The 22,463-nt window shown below is 60.0% G+C and carries 15 protein-coding genes; 10 read left to right on the top strand and 5 right to left on the bottom strand.

Annotation, left to right across the window (positions count from 1 at the left end; all coding sequences use genetic code 11):
- Positions 1-130: 130 nt before the first annotated feature.
- A complete protein-coding gene (locus ACNJYD_RS04640) occupies positions 131-3,709 on the bottom strand; it encodes a beta strand repeat-containing protein (protein ID WP_439365527.1) in 3,579 nt (1,192 codons plus the stop codon).
- A gap of 288 nt (positions 3,710-3,997) precedes the next feature.
- Positions 3,998-5,131: a helix-turn-helix transcriptional regulator gene (locus tag ACNJYD_RS04635; protein ID WP_172786748.1), complete on the bottom strand. Its 1,134-nt coding sequence runs from the start codon at positions 5,129-5,131 to the stop codon at positions 3,998-4,000.
- An 864-nt stretch (positions 5,132-5,995) separates the two neighbouring features.
- On the opposite strand from ACNJYD_RS04635, the gene ACNJYD_RS04630 reads away from it, so the two are divergent.
- The 4 genes from ACNJYD_RS04630 to ACNJYD_RS04615 all read left to right on the top strand — a co-directional run bounded on the left by ACNJYD_RS04630 (position 5,996) and on the right by ACNJYD_RS04615 (position 10,424).
- Positions 5,996-6,382: a nuclear transport factor 2 family protein gene (locus tag ACNJYD_RS04630; RefSeq protein WP_036035076.1), complete on the top strand. Its 387-nt coding sequence runs from the start codon at positions 5,996-5,998 to the stop codon at positions 6,380-6,382.
- A 225-nt stretch (positions 6,383-6,607) separates the two neighbouring features.
- Positions 6,608-8,632 carry a GAF domain-containing protein gene (locus tag ACNJYD_RS04625; protein WP_439365526.1) on the top strand — a complete coding sequence of 675 codons (2,025 nt, stop codon included), beginning with the start codon at positions 6,608-6,610 and terminating at the stop codon, positions 8,630-8,632.
- Between the two features lie 295 nt (positions 8,633-8,927).
- Positions 8,928-9,971: a transglycosylase gene (locus tag ACNJYD_RS04620; protein WP_439365525.1), complete on the top strand. Its 1,044-nt coding sequence runs from the start codon at positions 8,928-8,930 to the stop codon at positions 9,969-9,971.
- Between the two features lie 231 nt (positions 9,972-10,202).
- Entirely contained in the window at positions 10,203-10,424 is a 222-nt protein-coding gene (locus ACNJYD_RS04615; protein WP_271505482.1) for a hypothetical protein, read from the top strand.
- A gap of 433 nt (positions 10,425-10,857) precedes the next feature.
- On the opposite strand, the gene ACNJYD_RS04610 is transcribed toward ACNJYD_RS04615, so the two are convergent.
- The gene (locus ACNJYD_RS04610; protein ID WP_172786744.1) at positions 10,858-11,097 is read right to left on the bottom strand and encodes a hypothetical protein; all 240 of its coding nucleotides are present in this window, start codon (positions 11,095-11,097) and stop codon (positions 10,858-10,860) included.
- A gap of 214 nt (positions 11,098-11,311) precedes the next feature.
- Here ACNJYD_RS04610 and ACNJYD_RS04605 point away from each other — a divergent pair, with 214 nt between their 5' ends.
- Positions 11,312-11,914: a PAS domain-containing protein gene (locus tag ACNJYD_RS04605; protein WP_439365524.1), complete on the top strand. Its 603-nt coding sequence runs from the start codon at positions 11,312-11,314 to the stop codon at positions 11,912-11,914.
- Between the two features lie 154 nt (positions 11,915-12,068).
- Here the strand turns inward: ACNJYD_RS04605 and ACNJYD_RS04600 are convergent, their stop codons facing one another.
- Positions 12,069-12,362, bottom strand: a complete 294-nt coding sequence (locus ACNJYD_RS04600; protein WP_157283331.1) for a DUF718 domain-containing protein — start codon at positions 12,360-12,362, stop codon at positions 12,069-12,071.
- Positions 12,363-12,826: 464 nt separating this feature from the next.
- On the opposite strand from ACNJYD_RS04600, the gene ACNJYD_RS04595 reads away from it, so the two are divergent.
- Positions 12,827-14,785 (top strand): LuxR C-terminal-related transcriptional regulator, encoded by a 1,959-nt coding sequence (locus ACNJYD_RS04595; protein WP_439365523.1) that lies wholly within the window; start codon positions 12,827-12,829, stop codon positions 14,783-14,785.
- 1,210 nt (positions 14,786-15,995) lie between these two features.
- On the opposite strand, the gene ACNJYD_RS04590 is transcribed toward ACNJYD_RS04595, so the two are convergent.
- A complete protein-coding gene (locus ACNJYD_RS04590; protein ID WP_439365522.1) occupies positions 15,996-17,591 on the bottom strand; it encodes a winged helix-turn-helix domain-containing protein in 1,596 nt (531 codons plus the stop codon).
- Positions 17,592-17,721: 130 nt separating this feature from the next.
- Between ACNJYD_RS04590 and ACNJYD_RS04585 the strand changes: the two genes are divergently transcribed.
- From ACNJYD_RS04585 to ACNJYD_RS04570, 4 genes are all read left to right on the top strand, one after another.
- Positions 17,722-18,921, top strand: a complete 1,200-nt coding sequence (locus ACNJYD_RS04585) for an ABC transporter substrate-binding protein (RefSeq protein ID WP_439365521.1) — start codon at positions 17,722-17,724, stop codon at positions 18,919-18,921.
- A complete protein-coding gene (locus ACNJYD_RS04580; protein ID WP_439365520.1) occupies positions 18,918-20,156 on the top strand; it encodes an FAD-dependent monooxygenase in 1,239 nt (412 codons plus the stop codon). Before ACNJYD_RS04585 ends, ACNJYD_RS04580 begins: the two co-directional genes overlap by 4 nt.
- A 170-nt stretch (positions 20,157-20,326) precedes the next feature.
- A complete protein-coding gene (locus ACNJYD_RS04575; RefSeq protein ID WP_439365519.1) occupies positions 20,327-21,283 on the top strand; it encodes a dienelactone hydrolase family protein in 957 nt (318 codons plus the stop codon).
- A gap of 235 nt (positions 21,284-21,518) precedes the next feature.
- Positions 21,519-22,382, top strand: a complete 864-nt coding sequence (locus tag ACNJYD_RS04570; protein WP_439365518.1) for a L,D-transpeptidase — start codon at positions 21,519-21,521, stop codon at positions 22,380-22,382.
- The last annotated feature ends 81 nt before the right edge of the window (positions 22,383-22,463 follow it).

Raw genomic sequence — 22,463 nt, 5'->3', positions numbered from 1 at the left:
GGCCGGAGGACAATATAGTGGCGGCGTGCATCCGCGGCCTGTGGATCCTGAATGGCCCCGACACGCCTTTGTGCCGGGGTCAAACAGCGGTAGAGCGCATCCTGCTTGCTCAACGCGCACGAAGCCGACATCAAAGGATGTAAAAGTCGCTCGCGTGGTTCACTAGATCAGACTTCGTGATACCGACAAGAGTTATCGTATCGGCACTATCGTAAGTGATCACGGCATTGCCCTTTACGTCCGCGGTTGCTTTCAGAATCGCGTCGACATTCGCAAACAAGTTATGATCGAATGCCAAAACGTCCTTCGTGAGATCGAAGCTGGTGATCGTATCCTTTCCGAAGCCGGCGTGAAAAACGAACGTGTCCGCCGTTCCAGCTCCTCCCGTGAGCTGATCTGCGCCGCCGAGGCCCTCGATGAGATCAGCAGCACCCGCGCCCGTGATCTTGTCGCCGCTCGAGCTGCCGAGCACTGCGACTGAGCTCAATCCGCCCTGATTACCCGCCACGTCCACTGCGCGTGCCAAAAACGTATGAACCACATCCGACAATTTTGAAATCGTGAAATTCCAATGTCCGTTGCCGTCCACTTTGATGGGGGTGGTACTACTTACGGAAGTGCCGTCCTTAAAGAGCGTTATCGTGCTCCCTGCTTCCGACGTGCCGCTGATTGTCGCGTTTGTTCCCTTTGAAGTCGTGACCAATATATCGCCGATGGCGGTCACGGGCGGGGCCGTGTCGAGCGTGAAGGCGAACGCCGTTGAATTGCTCGACGTGTTACCCGCCACGTCGGTTTGGTGGACGATCACGCTCTTGAGGCCATCACCCGTGAGCGTCAGGCTCGTGCCGGTGCCGTTGAGCCAGTGCGCGCCGTTGTCGGTGCTGTATTGCCAATTCGCTCCTGTCTCGAGGCCAGTTACGTCGACGAGGCCCGAGTTGGTGATCTTGTCGGTGCTCGAGCTGCCGCTGTCCGTGTGCAGCTTGAGCGAAGGCGCAACCGGCGCGATGGTGTCAAGCCTGAACGTCAGGCTCGCAGCCGCACTGACGTTGCCCGCACTGTCCTGCTCTTGGACAAAGACGGTGTGTGGACCATCGGCCGTGCCGTTGGTCAAAAACACCGGCGCGATTGTCGAGAAGCTCGTCGCACCGTCGGCCTTGTACAACAGCGTGTCGCCCGCGGCCGAGGCCGTATAGGTGATGGAAGGATCCCTGGTGACCTTGTCGCTGTTCAAGCTGCCGGAATCGTTCGTCAGGGCCAGAGTCGGCGTTCCCGGGGCCGTCGTGTCCTTCGTGGAGGTGTCGCCGGTGCCAGCAGCCGTATTGCCAGCCGTGTCGGTCACAGAGATCGACGCCGTGATTGGGCCGTCAGTCAGCCCGGACAGATCAACCGCGCTAGAGCCATCGCCGCCAGGTCCACGAACAACATCGTGGAGAGGATTGCCATCCGAGAACCTCACCATCGCAACCGCATCAGGATCAACGCCCACAATCGTGAAACCAACTGCCGACCTCTCGCCAGCGTTGATGAAGCCGTCGCCGTCGTTGATCGTCACAGACGCTGTTGGCGATGCATCCGCCGTCGTGTCCTTCGTGGAGGTGTCGCCGGTGCCAGCAGCCGTATTACCAGCCGTGTCGGTCACAGAGATCGACGCCATGATTGGGCCGTCAGTCAGCCCGGACAGATCAACCGCGCTAGAGCCATCGCCGCCAGGTCCACGAACAACATCGTGGAGAGGATTGCCATCCGAGAACCTCACCATCGCAACCGCATCAGGATCAACACCCACAATCGTGAAACCAACTGCCGCCTTCTCTGCATCGCTGATGAAGCCGTCACCGTCGTTGATCGTCACAGACGCTGTTGGCGATGCATCCGCCGTCGTGTCCTTCGTGGAGGTGTCGCCGGTGCCAGCAGCCGTATTGCCAGCCGTGTCCGTCACAGAGATCGACGCCGTGATTGGGCCGTCAGTCAGTCCGGACAGATCAACCGCGCTAGAGCCATCGCCGCCAGGTCCACGAACAACATCGTGGAGAGGATTGCCATCCGAGAACCTCACCATCGCAACCGCATCAGGATCAACACCCACAATCGTGAAACCAACTGCCGCCTTCTCTGCATCGCTGATGAAGCCGTCACCGTCGTTGATCGTCACAGACGCTGTTGGTGGTTCATCCGCCGTCGTGTCCTCGTCGTAGAGGGTTGCTGTTGCGGTACCGGGATCACCAACCGTGTAGCCGTAGTTGCTGACAAGATAGACCCCGAGGGACTCGGATCCCTCGGTCATCCCGTCGCTGAAAGTCGTGAGGCGGTGCTCGTAGGTGTCCGAGCCGGCCTCAAATCGGGGCGGAAGACCATTGTTGCCGGCCCACGTAAAGTCGACCTCGTTGGTGGCCGAACCATTGTAGCCGAAGTCCAACTGCATCGAGCTGCTGAGACTCCCGGTGCGATGGAACGTGAACACCACGTCATTACCTTCGGTCGCGGTGCTGGTGGTGGCGGTCACCGTCACGACGGGCGGATCGTTGTTGGTCGTGTTCAGCAGCACAGATACGGTATTGTCGCCGAAATTTGAAGCGATGATGTCAAGCTTGCCGTCGCCGTTCACATCGCCGAGCACATCGGAGGAAGTTCCAGAGCCCGCCGCAAAGGTGGTCACCGGCTGGAAGGTGCCGTCACCATTGCCGGGCAGCACCGCCACTCCATTTGCGACCGCGACGATATCCGGCTTGCCGTCCCCACTCACATCGCCGACCTGAACGAAACCTTGACCGGCTCCGACATCATAGTTGGTCTGCGGCAGGAAGGTGCCGTCGCCATTGCCGAGCAGCACCGAGAGGTCATTGGAGGTTTGACTTGCGACCACGATATCCTGTCGACCGTCCCCATTCAGGTCGGCGACTTGTACTAGACCAGGCTGGCTTCCCGCCGCATAGCTGGCTGCCGCTTGGAAAGTGCCGTCGCCGTTGCCGAGTAGCACCGACGCCGTATTCACACTGTAGTCTGCGGTGGCGAGGTCCAGCTTGCCGTCACCATTCACGTCGCCGATCGCAACCGAAATAGGCCCGGGAGCAGACGCTACCGCTTCAGTGGTCCGGGATTGAAATGTCCCGTTGCCGTTGCCGAGCGATATCGAAACCGTACCGGAGTTGCTGTTGGCGTTGACGAGATCCAGATTCCCGTCCCCGTTCAAGTCGCCAATGACCACCTGGTGAGATTCCCCGACCTCGACACTTGTCTGGGGTTGGAAGGTACCGTCGCCATTGCCGAGCAGGATACTGTCCGTGCTAAACGAATTACCATTCGCAACAGCAAGGTCCAGCTTGCTGTCACCATTCAGGTCGCCGATCGCAACGGAGATAGGTCCAGGTCCCGTTCCATACGTCGTCTGTGTCAGGAAGCTGCCGCTGCCATTGTTGAGCAGCACCGACAGGGTGTTATTGTTGGCATTTGCGGTGACGATGTCCAGGTTGCCGTCCCCATTCAAGTCTCCACTTGCAACGGAATAGGGTCCAGATCCGGTCGCGTAGGTCGTCTGCTGGAATTCGGTTGGCATCTTCGCCTCCTTTGGTTTGGCAATGCAGGGCATTGCGCATTCGATGAAGGCCAGCACCGCGGTTTCAGCCAATAAAGCTGTGGGTCTCGCCTTCTCCGTGTGAGACTGCGCGAAGCGATCAATGCCGCGCGTCCAAGATCCAATTTGTCGCCCCATTGAGGTCTGCGACCGGAACGAATATGGAGCCGCCCGTAAGGCGGAAGTGAAAGGGCCTGCCGATGGCACTAGCGCTGCCGCTTACAAGAAACGGTGAGTTCGGCACGTCACCGATTTACGGGCAGCAGGTGGCAATATTGCCTGCGTTGGTAACTGTGCTCTCTCCCGCAGTCATGATGCAAATGTACTATGCGTTGCAAAATTTCCTCAGCAGCCCACACGTTCTGCGCAACGCCTCCGTTTGAAGCAAATCAAAGCGGGAAAAATTCTGTGCGCAGTCCTTTGAAGCTAAGCCTCTCCGCCGTCCATGGCGTGAGGGCCAGCGCAGTGTAAGCGCGCGAACAGCGCCACGATTTCCGCCTGCCGGTGCGTGTCCGTTTTCGCGAAGATCGCCTGCATCTGATTGCGTGCCGTTTGGTAGGCAACACCGATTTCATCGGCAACGTGCTCGAGGTGTTCGCCCGATGCCACGCGCGTCGCAAGTTTGGCTTCGGCAGAAGTCAGGCCGAACAAGTTCCTTAGATGCGCTTCGGGCGGCATGGAGCATTCTTCCAGATCTCGGATAACCACAATTGCACGCACGACGGCCAACACGTCGCGGACCACGCCGCCGCTCGTTGGCACCGCGTAGACCGCCATCGGCCGGCGGCCGGGCCGCGCAATGGCAACGGGCGGCATGATGGTCGCGCCCGCGTCGGCGTTTTCCAGCGCGCGCTCGATCAGCCGCTTGAGCGCGCTCGCGGCATTCCGATCATCTGTGATCAGGTGCCCGTCGACGATACGCAGGTGATCGCCGAGTTTGCTGTCGGCCACCTTGTTCGTCCTGACGACGCGTCCGTATTGGTTGATCAGCAACGCGGCCGTTTCCATCATGTCGAAAGCGTCGGAGATCGCGAGCGCCCGCACGAACCCCAGTTCGCGTGCTACAGTGGCGGCGCTGGTCAAGGGGGCGCGAAGAGCGACAAGCCGTCGTTGCTCAGCTGGGCTAAACGGCCCCTGTTTGGGACTGCGCTGAATTGCAAGACACCAATTGTCCTCACCCGCATCTAACGCCACGCCGGCGAACCATCGAAAACCACATCTGCCGAGAAGGTCGTTGTAGAATGGTGAGCGACGCATTTCCTCCGGCGAGGTATGATCCTGATCCACCATGATCCCGGTGCAGAGCAGTTTGGGAATGCCTCGACTCCGCTCGTCGTGCTCGTACCAGCCTTCCTTGATGTACCGGTCCATCAATTCGGCGACGCCGGCCGTGAAGGTAAGGCCGAGGGGCCTGTCGCTTGTTTTGATCGGAATCAGCGCCGCGCCGACAGCGCCGGCAGCCGCCGCAATTTTATCCATTGCCGGCGTCCAGCAGGACGGGTCGAGCGCCGCCTGGGTGATCGCTGCATGTATTGCGGTTAGGTCCCACGAGGTACGCATGCCTGCCTCGCGTCCGGTCGTGTTGGCTGCTAGCCTGTTCAAAACTGCATCAAACTATCCGCGGAACAACAACCCCGCATTAATACTGTGAGAAACGGTGACCTTTCTCGGGCAGACGTCCTTTGTGCGCGAAGCCCTACTCAACATCAATGGACGTTATTTGACGCACGGCAGGCAGGGAGAACAACTCCCGCTTTTTCTCCCGAAAGCTAGCGCGGACAGCAGCTCTACGACCCGCTCCCGCGGGGGGAACGACAGGTCGAGCACCTTCCATTCCTCATAATTCTCCGCCGGCAGCATCTTGTAGGGCTGGCAGGCTTCCAGCGCGCTCTTGGCTGACATGGCGAGAAGTAGGAGGCGGGCTAATGCGATGCTAATGGAATCCCCCAATGCCAATACAGTCTTTCGGAACATCTCATCGTTGATTGTTCCGTACAGCCTAGAGCCGATCCATATGCCAGCGACCATGAACGGAAGACCGATGCATGGCTTCGAGCGTGTACGATCCTGCGATCAACTGCGAGATCGAGATGATCACAAGGCTGCAAACAGCACCGGCTGAAAAACGGCGCGCTGCTCAACCGTCCCGACACCTGCCCTCCAGTTCCTTTCAGGGCATCTGCGAGCGCTTCCGCTGAATGCCTTGGCGCCACCCACTTCTCACAGGATGTCTCCTCCTGGCCCACCGCTTCCAAGTAGCGGCGAGTTGTCCGAAGTCGGGGATAAACCGGATGCGCCCGACCGCTGGTCAAAACGGCGCTTTCGACCCGAAGGCGACATCGACCAGACGTCTAATCGGCCCTTCAACTCACCTGTGTGCCCTTGTGTTATTGTATCCCTTCCGAGAACTCGATGGAGGGAAGGATGGACATTCGATCGAAATTGACGGCGCTGTGTGAAGCGTTCAACGCGCACGACTTGGATTCCATCATGGAGTTCTTTGCCGACGATTGTGTCTTGGAGATGCCGAGGGGAAGCAAGCCTTGGGGCTCCCGCTTCGAGGGCAAACGCAACGTACGAGACGGGCTCGCGACGCGCTTTGAAGGCTTACCGGATGTTCACTACGGCGACGCCGAGCATTTTGTGGATACGATGGCAAACACGGGCATTTCAAAATGGACGCTGACGGGCACGACAGGCGAAGGAAAAAAGATCGAGGTCCGAGGATGTGACTTTTACACTTTTCGCGCGGACGAGGTGATCCGCAAGGACTCGTATTGGAAGATTGTTGAAGGACCTTCGTCAGCCTAACGACGCACATGTCCGAATGTGGCCCATCGCCTCCATTAGGGCGTAGCCGCGAGTTGTCCGGAGTCGGAGGTAAAACGGAAGCGCTCGACCGCTGGTCAAAACGGCGCTCATGACCCTTCTCGGACATCAGCCCGGCCCGGTGACATGCGATTCAGGCTATCCCGGCCCTTCCTGAATGATGGTTTGGACCGATAAGATACCCTTCTTGACCCTTTGGGGACGGATATGGCGCGGCCATCAAGAACGGGCAGCAAGACGAGCCAGGCGAAGACCCGCAAGGGCAGCAAGACCACCAAGAGCAAGCGCCGCATTGCGCCAGCGGCCAGCCGAGCGAATCGTCGTTCGGTCGCCGGTCTGAGCAAAGACCTGAAGGAGGCCCGCGAGCAGCAGGCGGCGACGGCCCAAGTATTGAAGGTCATCGCAAGTTCGCCCGACGATGTACAGCCGGTATTCGAGGCGATTGCGATCAGCGCCAACAGGCTTATTGGCGGTTTCTCTACGGCAGTGTTTCGATATATCGACGGCATGCAACACCTAGAGGCGTTCACGCCGACAAATCCGGTCGCTGACGAAGCATTGGGAGCTTCGTTCCCGCGGCATCTCACAACGTCTGCGGCGCCCTTCGAGTTGCTGCGTAATGGCAAACCAATGCAGATTGTCGATACCGAATCCTCGCCAAACATGCTGGCCAGGGATTTGGCGCGATTGCGCGGCTTTCGCAGCATGTTGTTCACGCCGTTGATGAGCAATGGGGTGCCTATCGGCTCGATCACCGTGACGCGAGTCGAGACCGGTTCATTCGCCGACCATCACGTGCAATTGCTACAGACCTTCGCCGACCAGGCGGTGATTGCGATCGAGAACGCGCGATTGTTCAATGAAGCGAGGGAAGCGCTGGAGCGGCAAACCGCGACGTCGGAAGTGCTACAAGTCATATCCAGTTCGCCTGGCGGACTTGGGCCGGTGTTCGAAGCCATGCTGGAAAATGCCGTGCGCATCTGCCGTGCCAGTTTTGGGACGCTGCTCCTATACGAAGGCGACAGGTTGCGGCGGGTGGCGCGAATGGCGGCGAAAAACGTGCCGCAATTGTACGCGCCCGACCAGGAAACGCCGCCACACTTCATCGCGCCGTTTGATGGGGCGCCTTCGCTGGGGCGCCTCGTCGAGACCAAGGCGCTGGTTCACATTGCCGATATCGCCACAGAGCATCCCGACGATTTGATCTACAAGGTCGCCGCAGCCCGCACCGTTCTGATTGTGCCGATGCTGAAGGAGAGCGAGCTTGTCGGTGGCTTTGCTGTCTACCGCAAGGAAGTGCAAGAGTTCAGCGACAAGCAGGTCGAGTTGCTGGAACATTTTGCGGCACAAGCGGTGATCGCCATCGAAAACACACGACTGCTCAAGGAGCTGCGGCAGCGAACCGACGATCTCTCGCAATCCCTCGACGACCTCCGCACCGCACAGGACCGCCTGGTGCAGACCGAAAAGCTTGCCTCGCTCGGCCAGCTCACCGCGGGCATTGCGCACGAGATCAAGAACCCGCTCAACTTCGTCAATAATTTCGCAGCCCTTTCAGCGGCGTTGACCGAGGAGTTGAACGAGGCCCTCAAGCCCGCCGAACTCGTCGACAAGATCCGCACCGAAGTCGACGAGCTGACGGCGCTTTTGAAGAGCAACCTCGAAAAGGTCGTGCAGCACGGCAAGCGGGCCGATTCCATCGTCAAGAACATGCTGCTGCACTCACGCGAGGGACCGGGCGAGCGTCGCCTCGTCGACATCAACGCCCTGGTCCAGGAGAGTCTCAATCTCGCCTACCATGGCGCGCGCGCAGAGAAGTCCGACTTCAACATCACGCTCACGCAGAACCTCGATCCCGACGCAGGCGAAATCGAGGTATATCCGCAGGAGATCACGCGCGCGCTGCTCAACGTGATCTCCAACGGCTTCTATGCCGCGACCAGGCGCAAGTCCGAGGCGGGAGACGAGACCTTTGAGCCTGTGCTGAGTGCGACCACGAACAACCTTGACGATAAGGTCGAAATTCGCATCCGCGACAACGGCACCGGGATTCCGATCGAGGTGAAGAAAAAAATGTTCAATCCCTTCTTTACTACCAAGCCAGCTGGTGAAGGCACGGGGCTCGGTCTGTCGATGACCCATGACATCATTGTCAAACAACACGGCGGAACCATCGATGTCCAAAGCGAGCTGGGTGTGTTTACCGAGTTCATCATCGCGCTGCCGCGATGACCTCTTTTGGCCCGAAGGCGACGACCGCGGTCTCGGCCGGAACGTCCGCACTTGAAGCCAGACCGGAAATGCTTGAGGCCCGCCGGAAACGACACGCTTGACCCCTAGCCGACCCCACGAGCCTCTCCCGCCAGCGGCCGCTGGTGAACCAAAGGGGGACAGATCGAGTTGCGAGGCGAAAGCCTGCCCTCGTTCACCACATTTAAACCTTAAGATTCTACCAAGAGTACTCACCCACAGGCCGCAGGACCATGCCAACAGCCTTCGTACAGAAGCCATCGGTGGACTTCGGGCAATGAAGGTCTGGCAGACCAGCTGCATCGTGGCTGTTGTCGCATCCGCAGGACTCTATCTGGCCGCCGGTAACAGGCCGGCCGCGACTTTGCCGGATGTCATGCCGGAAGCGGCAGCGAGCACACCGGCTGCGCGCATGGCGGCTCCCGCGAACATGGTGACGCCTGCGGTGTACGCTGAGGCATCCGCCAGACTCGCGGCAGCGCTTCGGGCCGAAAGCGCAGAGCTGGGCGCGGTGACGTCAGCAGATTCCGGGCCGCCACGCACCGAAGCCGAGATCGTCGACGAACCCGTCGCGCCGAAATTGGCGTCGTTGGGACAGGATGTCGTCCAAACGCTGCCGCCAGAACGCGATGCGTCCAACGATGCTCCGAAAGCGGCGTCGACGCCAGATTTTCGTTATCTGGTCTACTACGTCTGGTCCGAACTGCCGCCCGCCGAGAAACCGGCGGAGATCGTCTTGCGTGCGTTCAAGGACATTCCGGTCGGAACGCCGACTGAGGAGATCAAGCGCGCTGCCGACGCGTTTGGTCTCGATTTCAATTTCATGATGGCGGTTGCCAAGATCGAATCCGGTTTCAACCCCAATCAACGCACCGGGTCGTATATCGGGCTGTTTCAGCTGAGCCATTATGAGTTCGGCAAGTTCGGCTTCGGGCAGATCCGCAGTCCGCGGGATAACGCCGTTGCGGCCGCCTACAAAATCATTGCCGAAGGCGTCCAATTCGAGTGGATCACGCGCCGCAAGCCGGACATGAGCGATCTCTACCTGATCCATCAGCAGGGCTGGGAAGGCGCCGCCGAGCACATCAGCAAGCCCGCTCGCCTCGCCTGGAAATCCATGTGCGCCAGCAGCGAAGGCAAGGAGAAGGGTGAGAGGTGGTGTAAACGCGCGATCTGGGGCAATGCACTCCCGGCCTTCAAGCGCACCTGGAAATCGGTCGACAACGTGACGTCAGAGGCGTTCGTCGGCATGTGGCGCGGCCGGGTCGCCGAATTCTACACGAAATACGTGGCGACTGCTGCGGCGGCGGCAAGCCAATAATTTGAAGCTTCACTAACTTGACGGGTTGCAGACCCCAGCGCTGACGGTGGCAACAAGTCTGCCGCGCACATTGCGAAGGCGGGTCGCTTTGGAGTGCCTATGAGGCTGCGCCGCCTCGGCGATGCCAACTGTTCCGATTGATGGAACCATCGGCTGCTTCGGACATTACGCGAAACATTTTTCATTCCCCTAACTTAAGTTAATCGTGGGGCCTAATCGAAAGGTCTCGATATGGAACCAGCCAATCGAATATCGGACCACATCGACCGTAAGACGGCCCGGTCGATCTGCGACGAGGTGGGCGACAGGTTGCAACAGCATTTACTTCACGAAGCCTCGCCACTGCCGTCCTACCTCGAACGTCTCGTCGATGAATTGCGTGAACGGGAGCGTCATCAAATGGATGGCGTCGGCGCGCCCGCTGACCGTTTCCTTCACGCCGCGCGGCGATAATCGCGGGCTGACCGCCGCAGAACTTTGGCACGGCCCTAAGTTTCGTTTCTTGGCTTTCGCGCGGACTGTTCTGCAGAACAAGCCAAGGTCGTGCGGCGTTATAGTCCGATGCAGGACGAACTTCTTCAGCGGGCGGACACGGCGATTGCAGCGAGCGAACGGCTCGTCGATGAGCTGTACGCAGCGATGGAAAAGGCAAGGAAGCTAGACGAGCAGCTTCATTGTATCCACCAGCGCCGGATTGCGGACGAGCTGTCCAGGAAGCAAGGCAGGCCGCCTCAATTGGTGGCCTCCTTCGCTGGCAGGCAACTGGAAAGTTGCAAGCGTCGCGATCCGAGCGGTCGAACCTCATCGCACTGGCTCGGGAACACCTGAAACGCCGCTTGGCTCCGAATAGGTTCCCGGCGCGTGTTCCTGGGATTACCTGCAGAACCTAGAGCTCTCCAGCGTCGATACCCTCAATGGTCCTGATGATGTGCTTCCTGTACTCCTGCATCTCTTGGAGAGTACGGCGGAAAGTTTCCAGCATTTGCTCCGCCAATTCCGTGTTGTGACCACCTTCGCGTAGCCGCTCTATCTCGATCAGCTGATGTCCGATGGACCGTTCTGCGACGGCGACGTGACGATCAGCCTCTGCAAGATGCTGAACCTCAGCGTTGCGGTCCAAGGACATGCCATTCTCCCAATCTGTTAGGAAAGTGAAATCGAACGGCCGAAGTTCCCGAAGCGACCATTTCCCCCTAGAAGAGAGGTCGCCCGCGCCAGGCCGGGGGAAGCGTCGCAATCGGTTCCATGTTCCCAAAAGGCTTGCGAACGCCTATTTTCGACAAAACAAGGTTGCCCGCACCGAGCCAAGCGGCAAGACGCGCTGAATAACGGGTCGAGACATGACGATCGCCACTCGCCAACCGAACTTCCGGTCGCCCGCTGCTGTGATGGCCGAAGCACAGAACGTGTGGCGGCGGCTGTTCGAGCATTCGCCTCTTCCGATATTGGTCCTTGCGCCGGACTTGAGAATAGTCGACGCCAACGAGAGCTACCTCCGCGAGGTCTCGCGCTCGCGGGAGACGCTGGCAGGTCTGGACATGTTCGAGGCGTTTCCGGACAACCCACTTTGTGCGGGGGCGGATGGCGTTCGCAATCTGAGCGCGTCGTTCGAGACCGTGCTGCACACAGGGCGGGGACACGTTATGTCTCTGCAGCGCTATGACATCCAACCCGATGGACGACCATGGCAGGTACGTTATTGGTACCCGAAGAATTGGTCAGTCCTCGATGACAAGGGATCAACAGTCGCGCTGGTTCATCATGTTGCCGACGCGACCGCTTCCGTCTTGCGCAGAAAGAAATTGCCGCTGCCTTCGTCATCCCGCTCGTCAGAGGATGTCTTGCAACAGGCCGACGAGGCGATTTGGGAAGCGCGAGAGCTGGTGAGGCAGACTCACGAGAGCATTCTGGCATGCCGCGCAGGCATGAAAGCGAGAAGCTAAACCCCCCGGCTCGCAGCCCCACCAGTTGGTCCCTGCGCACCAGCCGCCCGGCACCGGCAAGGCGGCACCAGGCGTCCGATTCGCCCCGGCGGCAAGACGCAGCGGTTCACGACCAAGGGTTTGCGGGTGATGAAGTCGCGGGGCTGCTCGCCGGCTACAGCGCGAGCACGACCTCGCCCGACACCGCGTCCGTCACACCGCGTCCATTGCCCTGGTCCTCGAGCACGGACCTGAAGCTGTCGAGGGTCTTGATCATCGCGGAGCGTGCCGCCACCAGCGCATCCTGGCTGGACCACGTGCCGATGAGGCAGAAGGTCTGATCACCGGTCCTGATGATGACGCCGTGCTCCAGCCCCGGCCATTTGGCCTTGCCGTCCCGGTGCGCATCGAGGAAGGCGCCTTCCTCGCCGGGCTTCACCTTGAACTTGACCACATTGTAAACCTGCATGATGCGTCTCCGAAAAATGAATGGATGAAAATGCGAGCGCCGGACCAGATCGGGTTCGGACAGATACTTTTGCACCCCCGTTACAAAAAGTCGAAAACAACCCCATGCACAGTAGCCGGATGCAGCAAAATCAACGGCTTAGTGCGCGACGAGATGGGATGGCTTCCCGCCGCGGCCCTGGCCGCTCGAGCGAAGCACGATCTGATCGAATGATTGCTGCGCGTCCTGCTCATTTTACGAAACCGTTGCACCGTCGGGCAGAACAGGGGCAAGATGGCAGCATTGGAAGTAGCAGGATGGACGAGCCCCTTCCGCTGCTTCCGGTGCCAGCATCCCTGGGCTTCACACCTTGCGGAACCAAGCGACGTGCTCCGCGTTGCTGCGGTGCTCTTGAAGGTGACGCCGCCAAGACCCGGTCGCCTTGCTGAGCCAATCAAGGCGGGAAGCCAGGCGGGCCAGACCAGATGCGTCGTATCCGACTCGTGATCGCAGATCGCCGTCCGATCGTCTTGCAGGGTTTTGAGTCGCTATTTGCGACGGAGCGTGACTTCGAGATCGTTGCATCCTGCACCAATGGAGCCGAATGCCTCGAAGCCGTCCGGACGTTGACGCCGGATGTCGCGCTCGTCGAGGACGGATTTTCCGACGTGACGGCGTCTGGAATGCTCGCCGCCGTCAATGCCGAAAGCCTTGCCACACGGCTGGTCTTCTACACCGCATCGATCGCCCGTGGCGATCTCGCGGCGGCCATCGCTGCCGGTGCCTGCGCTGCTATACCGATGCGCGAAGAGCCGGAGAACCTGTTGCAGTCGTTGAGGCTGGTGGCGCCAGCCGCAGCCCGCAGGACCGGTCATGGCGCCTTGGGCGAAGCACTGACGGACCAGGAGCACAAGATCATCCGCCTGGCCGCCAGCGGCATGTCGAACAAGCAGATTGCGCGCCAGATCAAGGTCGCTCCAGCCCGAGTTGAGGCGCGTATCGAAGAGATATCTGCGCAGCTTGGCATAAAGAACCGGACGGAACTCGCAAGGTTCGCCCTGTCGCGCCTTTACGGCGGCGTCGGCGTGCTTGCAGCTCTGATTTGGGCCGTGCTCGACGACATTCAATCCGCAAACGCGACCGCAGTCGACCATGCGGATGCCGATAACGTCACGATCATGACCGCCGACGGCACCGGCGCGGTCGTGACCATCAAGATCAGCCCCCAAAAAACGTCTGCTGCTTCGGAGAAAACGGCCAAAGCCGTCGGCAAAGTCCTCCGGTTGGAGCATTCGTCGGCTGACATGCCGATGCGGGCGAGCAAGCTCATCGAATCCCGAGCCGATATTGCTGGCAGCACGATCACAGTGCCGACACTCAACCCTTCAAGGCCGGTGAGCAGCGCCGGCGCGTTCATGATGACGGCGGTCGGCCTCTCGATCTACGAACTCCTCAGCCGTCACGCCCAGGCGTCCACCGTTTGGGACAGCCCGAGCGATGTCTTTGCGTGGGCTGACGCGAACGCCCGCAGCGAGTTGGTCGCCCTCAATAGTCCCGGCAGGCCCGACTTCAACGGCTTCGACGGCCTGCCCTGGCTTGATTCCGACAGACACCATGAATCATTCGCCTTCGAGGCTGCCTCAGGCGATGCCATGGCCAGAGCCGACGAAGTTCAGACCATCGATGCGGCCGCGCGCGAGGACAGCTTCCGCGGCAGCGATAACCCTCACATCGGATCCGGTGCCGTCGACGCACTGAGTGGTCATGGCGGCGTCGAGCAGGCGGCCGCAGCAGACTCACGCAATCATGAACAATCGCAACGCGAGTTGCACGTTTCGGAAGACGGCGCAGCAGCAGGCAAGCCGCATGCCGAGCACGAGCCACCGGGTCACGATCCAAGTCACAGGCAATCGCAGCGTGACTTGCATGCTTCGGAGAACGGCGCAGCAGCCGACAAGCAGGATCCAACCGGACACGACTCCAATCCTGGGCAACTGCGTCACGCTTCGAAGGACGGTTCCGCAGCTGCCGAGCAGCATGTCGAGAATGATGGACCGGGAAGCCACGCCAATCCCGGCCAGTCGCAACGTGACTCGCAACAGACCCATTCAGACGCTTCCACGAAGCTGCATGCCGAGCCGAGCCAAAAGGCTCGCGGCAACGATCCAGCGGAGCATGACGCCGGTCAGGCACAAGCGGCTGCCTCGCCCAGCGCCGGAGATTCCTTCCATTTCAAGAACGATATGCCATGGGCCAAGGATTCGGATCATCGTGCGAATGGCTACGGCGCCGACACGGCTGAACATGGTCCGCACCGAGGCGGATATGCTGATCTGGCGCTGATCCCGGATGCAGACCTGATTGGCCCGTCGCGCGCGGAGCAAAGCGCAGTCGATCACACACCAGGCGTCGAGCACCATCCGACGCATGATTTCTTTGTGTAGCTGGTTCGACGCCTCGCGCACCGGCATCGGTGCGGACATTCAACAGAAGCCTCGAAGTTCCATTCACGAAATTCTGGCCCCGCGCGCGCAGCGCGAGCCCGGAACGATTTTTACCGAAGGTTGTGAGGTAACCACCGCTCGCGGAGACAAGATCGGTCGGGTGGAAGTCTAGTTTGGGATATGCCTCACAAAGTTCCGAAGGCGGCTTTATCGAAAATGCCGGCAAGGGTCACGCTTAGCAGGATGCCGGTCTAGCAACCCGACTGCGATAACCGCCCCCTGGTTCTAGAGCGTTAGCCCGGAGGATGGGTAGAGCGCCAGCGAACCCGTCCTCCGCCTCTCGCGAGGCTTGATGGGTTTCGCAAGGGCTCAACCCACCCGACGTGCGTACTGTGCCTCGCCGAGGGACGGCGCTCAACCCGGACCTCGGCTGCATTTCCGTGCACGCGCCTGATGCAATCCGAAGCAAACTTTGGGCTAAAACAACATACGATTCACATATGTTGATGCTGGAACAACGTCGGCGGATTTCAGTCGCGATTGCATCATTTTCCCGATTGGTCCACCGCCGGGCCATGATCCAAGCCCGTTCGAAAGCTTGGTTTGGGGGTTACACGACATGCATGAAGATCGTGACCTAGCGGCTGACGCCGCTGTGCTGCTGCATGAGCGTGTGGAACAGCTCACGTCTCTGTTGTCCGAATTGGAAAGTCTTCGCGCCCGCGTGCTTGCGGCGGAGCGTACCACCGCGGCCGAAACCAATTCGGTCCGAGTGCGAGCGCCATCGCGGCACACGCCTTCTTCAATTTCTCCGGCCGCTACATCGGCTTGGAGTTGTGCTAATTCCCGATGATGCCCCCGCGTTGCGAACCGTTCCGTGAGAATTGGCGGATGCAGGCAGCAGACCACCCGCCGACTTGGCTGCAGCGAAAACCCTTCTGGCGAGTTGGCGGATTTGCCGCCGTTGCACCGCTCGCGGAAAGCGGACTTTAGCGAGCAATGGCTTTAGATCGAATCGATTGCGGCGGCTCGTTCACCTCTCCTGCTTGCGGGAGGGGTCGGCGCAAAGCGCCGGGTGAGGGCCTTTCTCCTCTTGGAGGTCTGCTTCTTGAAGAAACCCGAACAGAACAACCCAAACAGAACTATGCAAGCTGGCCAAGGCAGGCTTTAGCCTAAGCGGACATTGCGGCTGCCAGAACAGCCCTGCGGATCATCCCTCCGGCACGCCGGCTAGGCGCAAACCCTCGAAGCAGCGTTGGCGTCGCGCCAGATAGATCGGATTGTCGCCTTTGGCGTTGATGCGGTAGCGACGGATCGTGAAGCCAGGATCGAGTGCGAGTCCTGCTGCGGCGATCGATCGAGCCTCCTGGAGGTCTCCAACCAGGGCCAACGCGGTCGCGAAGTGAAAATGAGATAGCGCGTGATTTCGATTCGCTTGGAGGCTCCGGCGAAACCAATCGAGAGCCTCGCGATCTGCGTTGACGCTCAACTTGGCCAGCCCAACAAACATATACCATAGGAAAGCGCGCGTATCACGCGGGGAAAGCCGGAGCGCCTCCTGAATGTGGCCCTCGACCTCCTCGCTTCGTCCCGATTGATACTTGCCGAGGCCAATAAACCCATGTGCATCGGCCAGATTTGGATCGAGCGTCAATGACCGCCGGCATTGGGCGACACCGTTGTCGATACGATTCGTCTGGATCTGCACGGCGCCGAGTAGCATGTGCGCTCTGGGATGATTGGGGGCGTGAAGCAACGCGCCGTCCAAGGCCATCTCTGCGGCGCGAAAGTGCACATTGACGTCATCGGCCATGAAGGCCGATCCCACCGACACGTCGACCTGGGCGGCGGCAATTGCCGCTTCGATGTTGCCAGGATCGAGCGCAAGCGATCGCGCAAAAAAATCCCTGGCCTGAGTCAGAAGCGCTCGCGTCACGCCTTTGTTCTGGAGTGCTCGCCCCTGGAAATACAGATCCATCGCGTCTGGGCGAGGCGAACGTTCCGCGCGTCGCGCTTCGGCGGCTATGAGCTCCGCGTTCAAGGTGTTGGCCAGCCGGGACACGATCTCGTCTTGCGTGTCCAATAGTTCGGCCGCCGGCTTATCGAAGCGGTCCGCCCACACATGGCTTCCGGTTTCGGTATCGATGAGTTGCGCATTTAGGCGGAAACGGTTGCTACCACGCTGCACCGAGCCTTCCAGCACGTAGCGCACGTTCAGGTCACGGCCGATCTGCCTGGCATCGACCGGTTTTCCTTTGAAGGTAAACGCGGTGTTGCGGCCGATCACGAACGAGCCGGCGATGCGCGACAAATCTGTCGTCAGGCTTTCGGTCACCCCATCGACGAAATAGTCCTGCGCAGGATCACCGCCGATATTGGAGAAAGGCAGGACGATGATCGACAGATGCGGCATTGACGAATATCCCGATAGCTCTTCGAGACCGGCGGGCTGCGGCGTATTGCCTGAGACGACGTTTGTGTTGATCGGCCTTTCACCGGCCACCAGCACGTAGCCACGGCGAGGCAGTGTCTTCAGGGCTGATCTGCCGCCGTCGCCCAGGGCTCGCCGGATGTCGCCGATCGCCTGGATGAGGGAGTCCTCCGTGACCTCGCAATCCGACCAGACCTCATCCATGATCTCGTTCTTGCCGACTAGTTGCCCCGCCCGTGCCGCAAGCAGCCGCAGCACTGCCCAGGCGCGCGGACGCAGGGGGACGATGCCGCCCCACCTATCCCGCAATGTTTCATTCGCCAGGTCCACGACCCGGTCGCCCACGACAATGGAACGGTGCGACGACTTCAACAAGGACTGCTCGTGAAGCTTCTTTCGGAAAATTTCGGCAAAGTTTCGGGACGCAGGGACAATTGTACAGCATCATCTTACAGTCCGGGATAGCAAAACGTTATCGAAGCCGCCAAATCGAGGTGCGCCTCCCATGATCCGGCCCCTGATCCTTGCCACCCTCAGTTTCTCGATCGCCGGTCTTTCACCCATTGCCGGGGCGGACAAGAAATACGGTCCTGGCGTCACCGATACTGAGATCAAACTCGGCCAGACGGTTCCCTATAGCGGACCGATCTCGTCGCTGAGCCGCTTCGGCCGGATTGAAGCAGCCTATCTCAAAATGATCAACGCAACCGGCGGCATCAACGGCCGCAAGGTGACACTCGTTTCGCTCGATGATGCCTTCACGCCGGCCAAAACGGTGCAGCAGACACGCAAGCTGGTCGAGGACGACGACGTGCTTGCGATCGTTGGATCGATCGGCACACCGACCAACCTTGCGGTGGCGAAGTATCTCAACAGCAAGCAGATTCCGCAGATCCTGCTGCTCGCGAGCACGCCCAAGCTCGACGATCCCGAGAACCTGCCGTGGACGACCACATTCATGATGCCGCAGCCGGTCGAAACCAGGATCTACGCCGACTATCTGCTGAAGACCAAGCCTGATGCGAAAGTCGCCGTGATCTATCAGAACGACGATCTCGGGAAGGGAAATTTGGCCGGCCTTAAGGCCGCTCTGGGATCCCGCGCTTCTACGATGGTGGTCGCAGAGGTTGCCTACGACATCATGGAGCCGACAGTCGATTCACATATCGTCGCGCTCAAGGCCTCCGGTGCCGATACGTTGTTTCACGCCTCCAACGCGCGCTTTGCCGCTCAGGCCATCCGCAAGGCGCATGAACTGAACTGGAAGGTCCAGCATGTGCTTCTGTCCGGCGTCAGCAGCATTTCAGCTGTCCTGCGTCCTGCAGGTCTCGCAGCCGCGAAAGGGGCGGTCAGCGCGTTCTGGCTGAAGACATCTGAAGACCCGATGTGGGATGACGATGCCGGCATGCGCGATTTTCGAGCCTTTATGAAGGAGTGGGCGCCGAACGACGATATCGAGGAATCCATCTTCCCCTATGCAACCGCTCAGATCATGGTCGAGGTCCTGAAGAAGTGCGGCTACGACCTATCGCGGGAAAATCTCATCAAGCAGGCCACCGACATCCGGGAGCTCCAGCTGCCGACATTCCTGCCGGGTATAACCATAAACGTTACTCCATCGAGCCGGATCGGCTGGAGAAAGGCCAGGATGGCGCGTTTCGACGGTACCAGGTGGGTGCTGCTCGATGATGTCGCCGGCAATTGACGATTCATCGCTATGCGAAATCGAATGTTCGGCAAAAGTGGATTGAACGAATGGTCGAAAGACTGAACATCGCAATCGTCGGCGCGGGTGTCGGCGGATTATCTGCGGCGGTTGCGCTGAGCGCGCGGGGAATGACCGTGACTGTGTTTGAAGGCGCAGAGACGCCGCGAGAGGCCGGGGCCGGGCTATCCATCCCACCGAATGCACTCATCTTGCTCAGCCGCACGGCGCTTTGCGACGAGCTCGAGAAGATCACCACAAGGAGCCTGGGACTAACGCGACGGACGTCAATGGGGGAGCCTATCTCCCCAGGCTCTCCAACCGTCCTGAGCTACCAGGTTCACCGCGTCGAGTTTCTCGAGATGCTTCTTGGTGTCGTGAAGGGATCAGTTCGGTTCGGACATCGTTGTACGGCCGTCGAAGCTACGAAGAGCGGAGCGCGACTGACCTTTGCCAATGGCGCGGTCTACGATGCGGACGTGGTTATCGGTGCGGATGGCATCCATTCCGTGGTCCAGCGTCAGATCGGGCTGACGGCGCATCCGAAGAGTGAGGGCATCGTGGCCTATCGCGGCTTGGTGCAGTCGCAAAAGCTTTCATGGGGCGTAGAGCTGCGCGGCCTACACATGTGGATGGGCGATGGCCGCAGCTTCATCTGCTTTCCGGTGTCGCAGGGGCGGCTGATCAACATCGTCGCGTTCGTCCCGACCATGCATGACATGGAGGAGACATGGTCCGCGCCGGGAGATCTCAGGGCCCTCGCAGCCGAGTACGAGAGCTGGGATGCACCCGTCCGAGATTTAATTGCCGCGCTCGAAGATACGTTTCGCTGGGGCATCTATGATCGGCCGCCATTGCCGTATTGGTCGCGCGGACATGTGACGTTGCTCGGCGACGCCGCCCATCCGATGGTACCGCATTTTGGGCAGGGCGCCGCGCAAGCCATTGAGGATGCTTTCGCGCTTGCCGTCATCCTGGAGCATGCCAAACGCGACGAGATTCCGGCGCGCCTCGAGGCATATCAGGATCTCAGATGGGAGCGGACCAGCCGGGTGCAGGCCGCTTCACGGTTGGCCGGCCGGTTCTACCGATCTGTCGGCGATCCCGCACAGGCGCAAAGATTGCGGGCCTGGATGTCGGCGGCAGAATGGATCTTTCCGCACGACGCGGAGAAGGCTGCCCTGGCACTTCGAGCGAGAAGTCAGCTCGGAGGGCGATTTGTCGGGGCGTTCTGAACGTCCGCCTTTGGCCTTAGCTGTCTTTGTCGAAGGCCTGCCAATTGTCGGATGCGACCTAAACCGAACCGAACACCAGTGCGAGCCTCTCACGCAATTGCTTCAGTCAGCAAAGGATGTGTTGATAAGACGGTCCACCTTCTAGTTTCAAGACTTCGATGGAGCGCGCGATGAAGACAGGAATTGCTACAGCGTGGATTCTTGCAGCAACGGTCTTAACGGCCAACGCTCAAATGCCCCGAATAGAAGTCTATCCGATCACGTCTGTCACTCTCAAAGACCCAGAGCTTTTGGCTGGTCGAAGAGATGGGCAACCAGTCACTATTGCTGGTGAGTTGCGTATCCCAAGAACCAAAACTGAAAAGTTGCCTGCTGTGGTCCTGCTTCATGGCTCAGCCGGTATTGCGGCATGGATTGAGGATTGGTCGAAGGAGTTACACCAACTCGGCATAGCTTCATTTGTAGTCGACAGCTTCTCGGGACGCGGGATCGTGACGACAGTCAATGATCAAGCACAACTGGGCCGCCTCAACATGGTTGTCGACGCCTATCGGGCTCTCGACCTACTGGCCAAGCACCCGCGAATTGACCCGAGCCGCATCGCTGTTATGGGTTTCTCGCGAGGAGGACAGTCGGCACTCTACTCGGCCATGAATGTGCTGTACGAAACGTTCGGTCCGGCCAACAACTTGCGTTTTTCAGCACACATTGCCTTCTATCCGGACTGCACGACGACATATCTCAAAGACGGCGACCTGAGCGGCAAGCCCATACGCATCCTCATTGGCACGGAGGATAATTACAGTTCCATTGACGCTTGCCGGAGCTACGTGGACCGGCTGGCAAAAGCTGGCAAAGACGCCACGATGATTGAATATCAAGGCGCACAACACAACTTCGATATTCCGGTCTTTAAGACGCCTGTAGTGTCACGGGGCGCGATTACCGTGCGCCGGTGTCGCTTGGTGGAGGATAACGACCATACGATAATTAATCGTGAGACACAGAAGCCTTTCACCTATAGTGATGATTGCGTCGGTAAAGACCCGACCCTCGCTTACGACGAGGCTGCAACCAACCAAGCTCGTGCGTTCATTCGGGAGTTCTTAACGCAAACTCTTCAATGAGGATGGAACCCACGGAGAGAGTAGGTCGGCTCAGCGCCCTTCAGATTCTGACATCTTCACGATGAGAAGTGCGCGGCGTTCACTTTGCCATCTGGCTAAGCCGCGCTCCCGGCCTGTTGCGAACCGAACATTCGCCGTTAACCATCGCCGACGGTTCCAGCCCAAGCCAAATCGTTTCGAAGTTTCTTAAACCTTGCCGGGTACCTCTCCTGGGTATGACGACCTGGGAAGAGACATGAGCAAGCGGGCCAAACGCCGGAAGGTCGAGACGATCGCACTGCCGATGGCCGCGCGCGTTGGAATTGGCGCCATGGCCGTTGCCGCGTTGGGGTACGGCCTGCTGGCTCGCCCCGGAAGCGTGCAACCGGTGCGGAAGCCGTCCGCGCCGCAGGCGATGGCATCGTCAAGTCCGGTCTACGTGGCACCTCCGGCTCCTGCAGCAGCGCCCGCGCCGGCTGCGATTCCTTCTCCGGCGCCGCTGGTCGAGCCGCCCAAGGCCGACGCCGACGTTCCCGGCGCCTTGGTCCGGCAGGTGGTCGACTATTCCAGCCACCAGGCGCCGGGCACGGTGATCATCGATACCAAGAACACGTTCCTCTATCTCGTCCTGAACGACACGCAGGCGATGCGCTATGGCATCGGTGTGGGCCGCGAAGGTTTCGCGTGGTCCGGCGAGCAGACCGTGGCGCGCAAGGCAGAATGGCCGGATTGGCGCCCGCCTGCGGAGATGGTCTCGCGTCAGCCCTATCTGCCGCGGTTCATGGCCGGCGGCCCTGGCAATCCGCTCGGCGCCCGGGCGATGTATCTCGGCGAGACCGAATATCGCATTCACGGCACCAACAAGCCCGATACGATCGGCAAGCGAGTGTCGTCCGGCTGTATCCGGCTGACCAACGAGGACGTCAGCGACCTCTATGAGCGGGTGAAAGTCGGCGCGAAGGTGATCGTGCTTCCGACGAATGCGGCCCGTCGACCATCCCAGGGCGCGCCGCCCGACGCAGCATCCCGACCGCCGGACCCGGCATCGCCATCGAACCGGCCGTCGGCAACCAACGCGCAGATGCCGTCACCTGGACCGAAGATCGCCGAGGTGCAGTAGTTCGCGATCGCCGCGCTCTTGACCGGAGCTGGGTGGCCTGCGCTTGAGGAGTCACGGCTTCGTCAACACGCAGGGCACCCA

It is taken from the genome of Bradyrhizobium sp. SPXBL-02 (assembly GCF_051853065.1).
In the GTDB taxonomy this organism is placed as follows: domain Bacteria; phylum Pseudomonadota; class Alphaproteobacteria; order Rhizobiales; family Xanthobacteraceae; genus Bradyrhizobium.
The sequence above is the reverse complement of the archived record's forward strand: the minus strand, read 5'-3'. Positions and strand labels throughout refer to the sequence as shown.

Coding starts and splice junctions, on each gene's coding strand:
- ACNJYD_RS04640 (WP_439365527.1), bottom strand. CDS start 3,709: ATGGGGCGACAAATTGGATCTTGGACGCGCGGCATTGATCGCTTCGCG.
- ACNJYD_RS04595 (WP_439365523.1), top strand. CDS start 12,827: ATGCGTCGTATCCGACTCGTGATCGCAGATCGCCGTCCGATCGTCTTG.
- ACNJYD_RS04605 (WP_439365524.1), top strand. CDS start 11,312: ATGACGATCGCCACTCGCCAACCGAACTTCCGGTCGCCCGCTGCTGTG.
- ACNJYD_RS04625 (WP_439365526.1), top strand. CDS start 6,608: ATGGCGCGGCCATCAAGAACGGGCAGCAAGACGAGCCAGGCGAAGACC.
- ACNJYD_RS04620 (WP_439365525.1), top strand. CDS start 8,928: ATGAAGGTCTGGCAGACCAGCTGCATCGTGGCTGTTGTCGCATCCGCA.
- ACNJYD_RS04630 (WP_036035076.1), top strand. CDS start 5,996: ATGGACATTCGATCGAAATTGACGGCGCTGTGTGAAGCGTTCAACGCG.
- ACNJYD_RS04635 (WP_172786748.1), bottom strand. CDS start 5,131: ATGCGTACCTCGTGGGACCTAACCGCAATACATGCAGCGATCACCCAG.
- ACNJYD_RS04615 (WP_271505482.1), top strand. CDS start 10,203: ATGGAACCAGCCAATCGAATATCGGACCACATCGACCGTAAGACGGCC.
- ACNJYD_RS04575 (WP_439365519.1), top strand. CDS start 20,327: ATGAAGACAGGAATTGCTACAGCGTGGATTCTTGCAGCAACGGTCTTA.
- ACNJYD_RS04585 (WP_439365521.1), top strand. CDS start 17,722: ATGATCCGGCCCCTGATCCTTGCCACCCTCAGTTTCTCGATCGCCGGT.
- ACNJYD_RS04610 (WP_172786744.1), bottom strand. CDS start 11,097: ATGTCCTTGGACCGCAACGCTGAGGTTCAGCATCTTGCAGAGGCTGAT.
- ACNJYD_RS04570 (WP_439365518.1), top strand. CDS start 21,519: ATGAGCAAGCGGGCCAAACGCCGGAAGGTCGAGACGATCGCACTGCCG.
- ACNJYD_RS04600 (WP_157283331.1), bottom strand. CDS start 12,362: ATGCAGGTTTACAATGTGGTCAAGTTCAAGGTGAAGCCCGGCGAGGAA.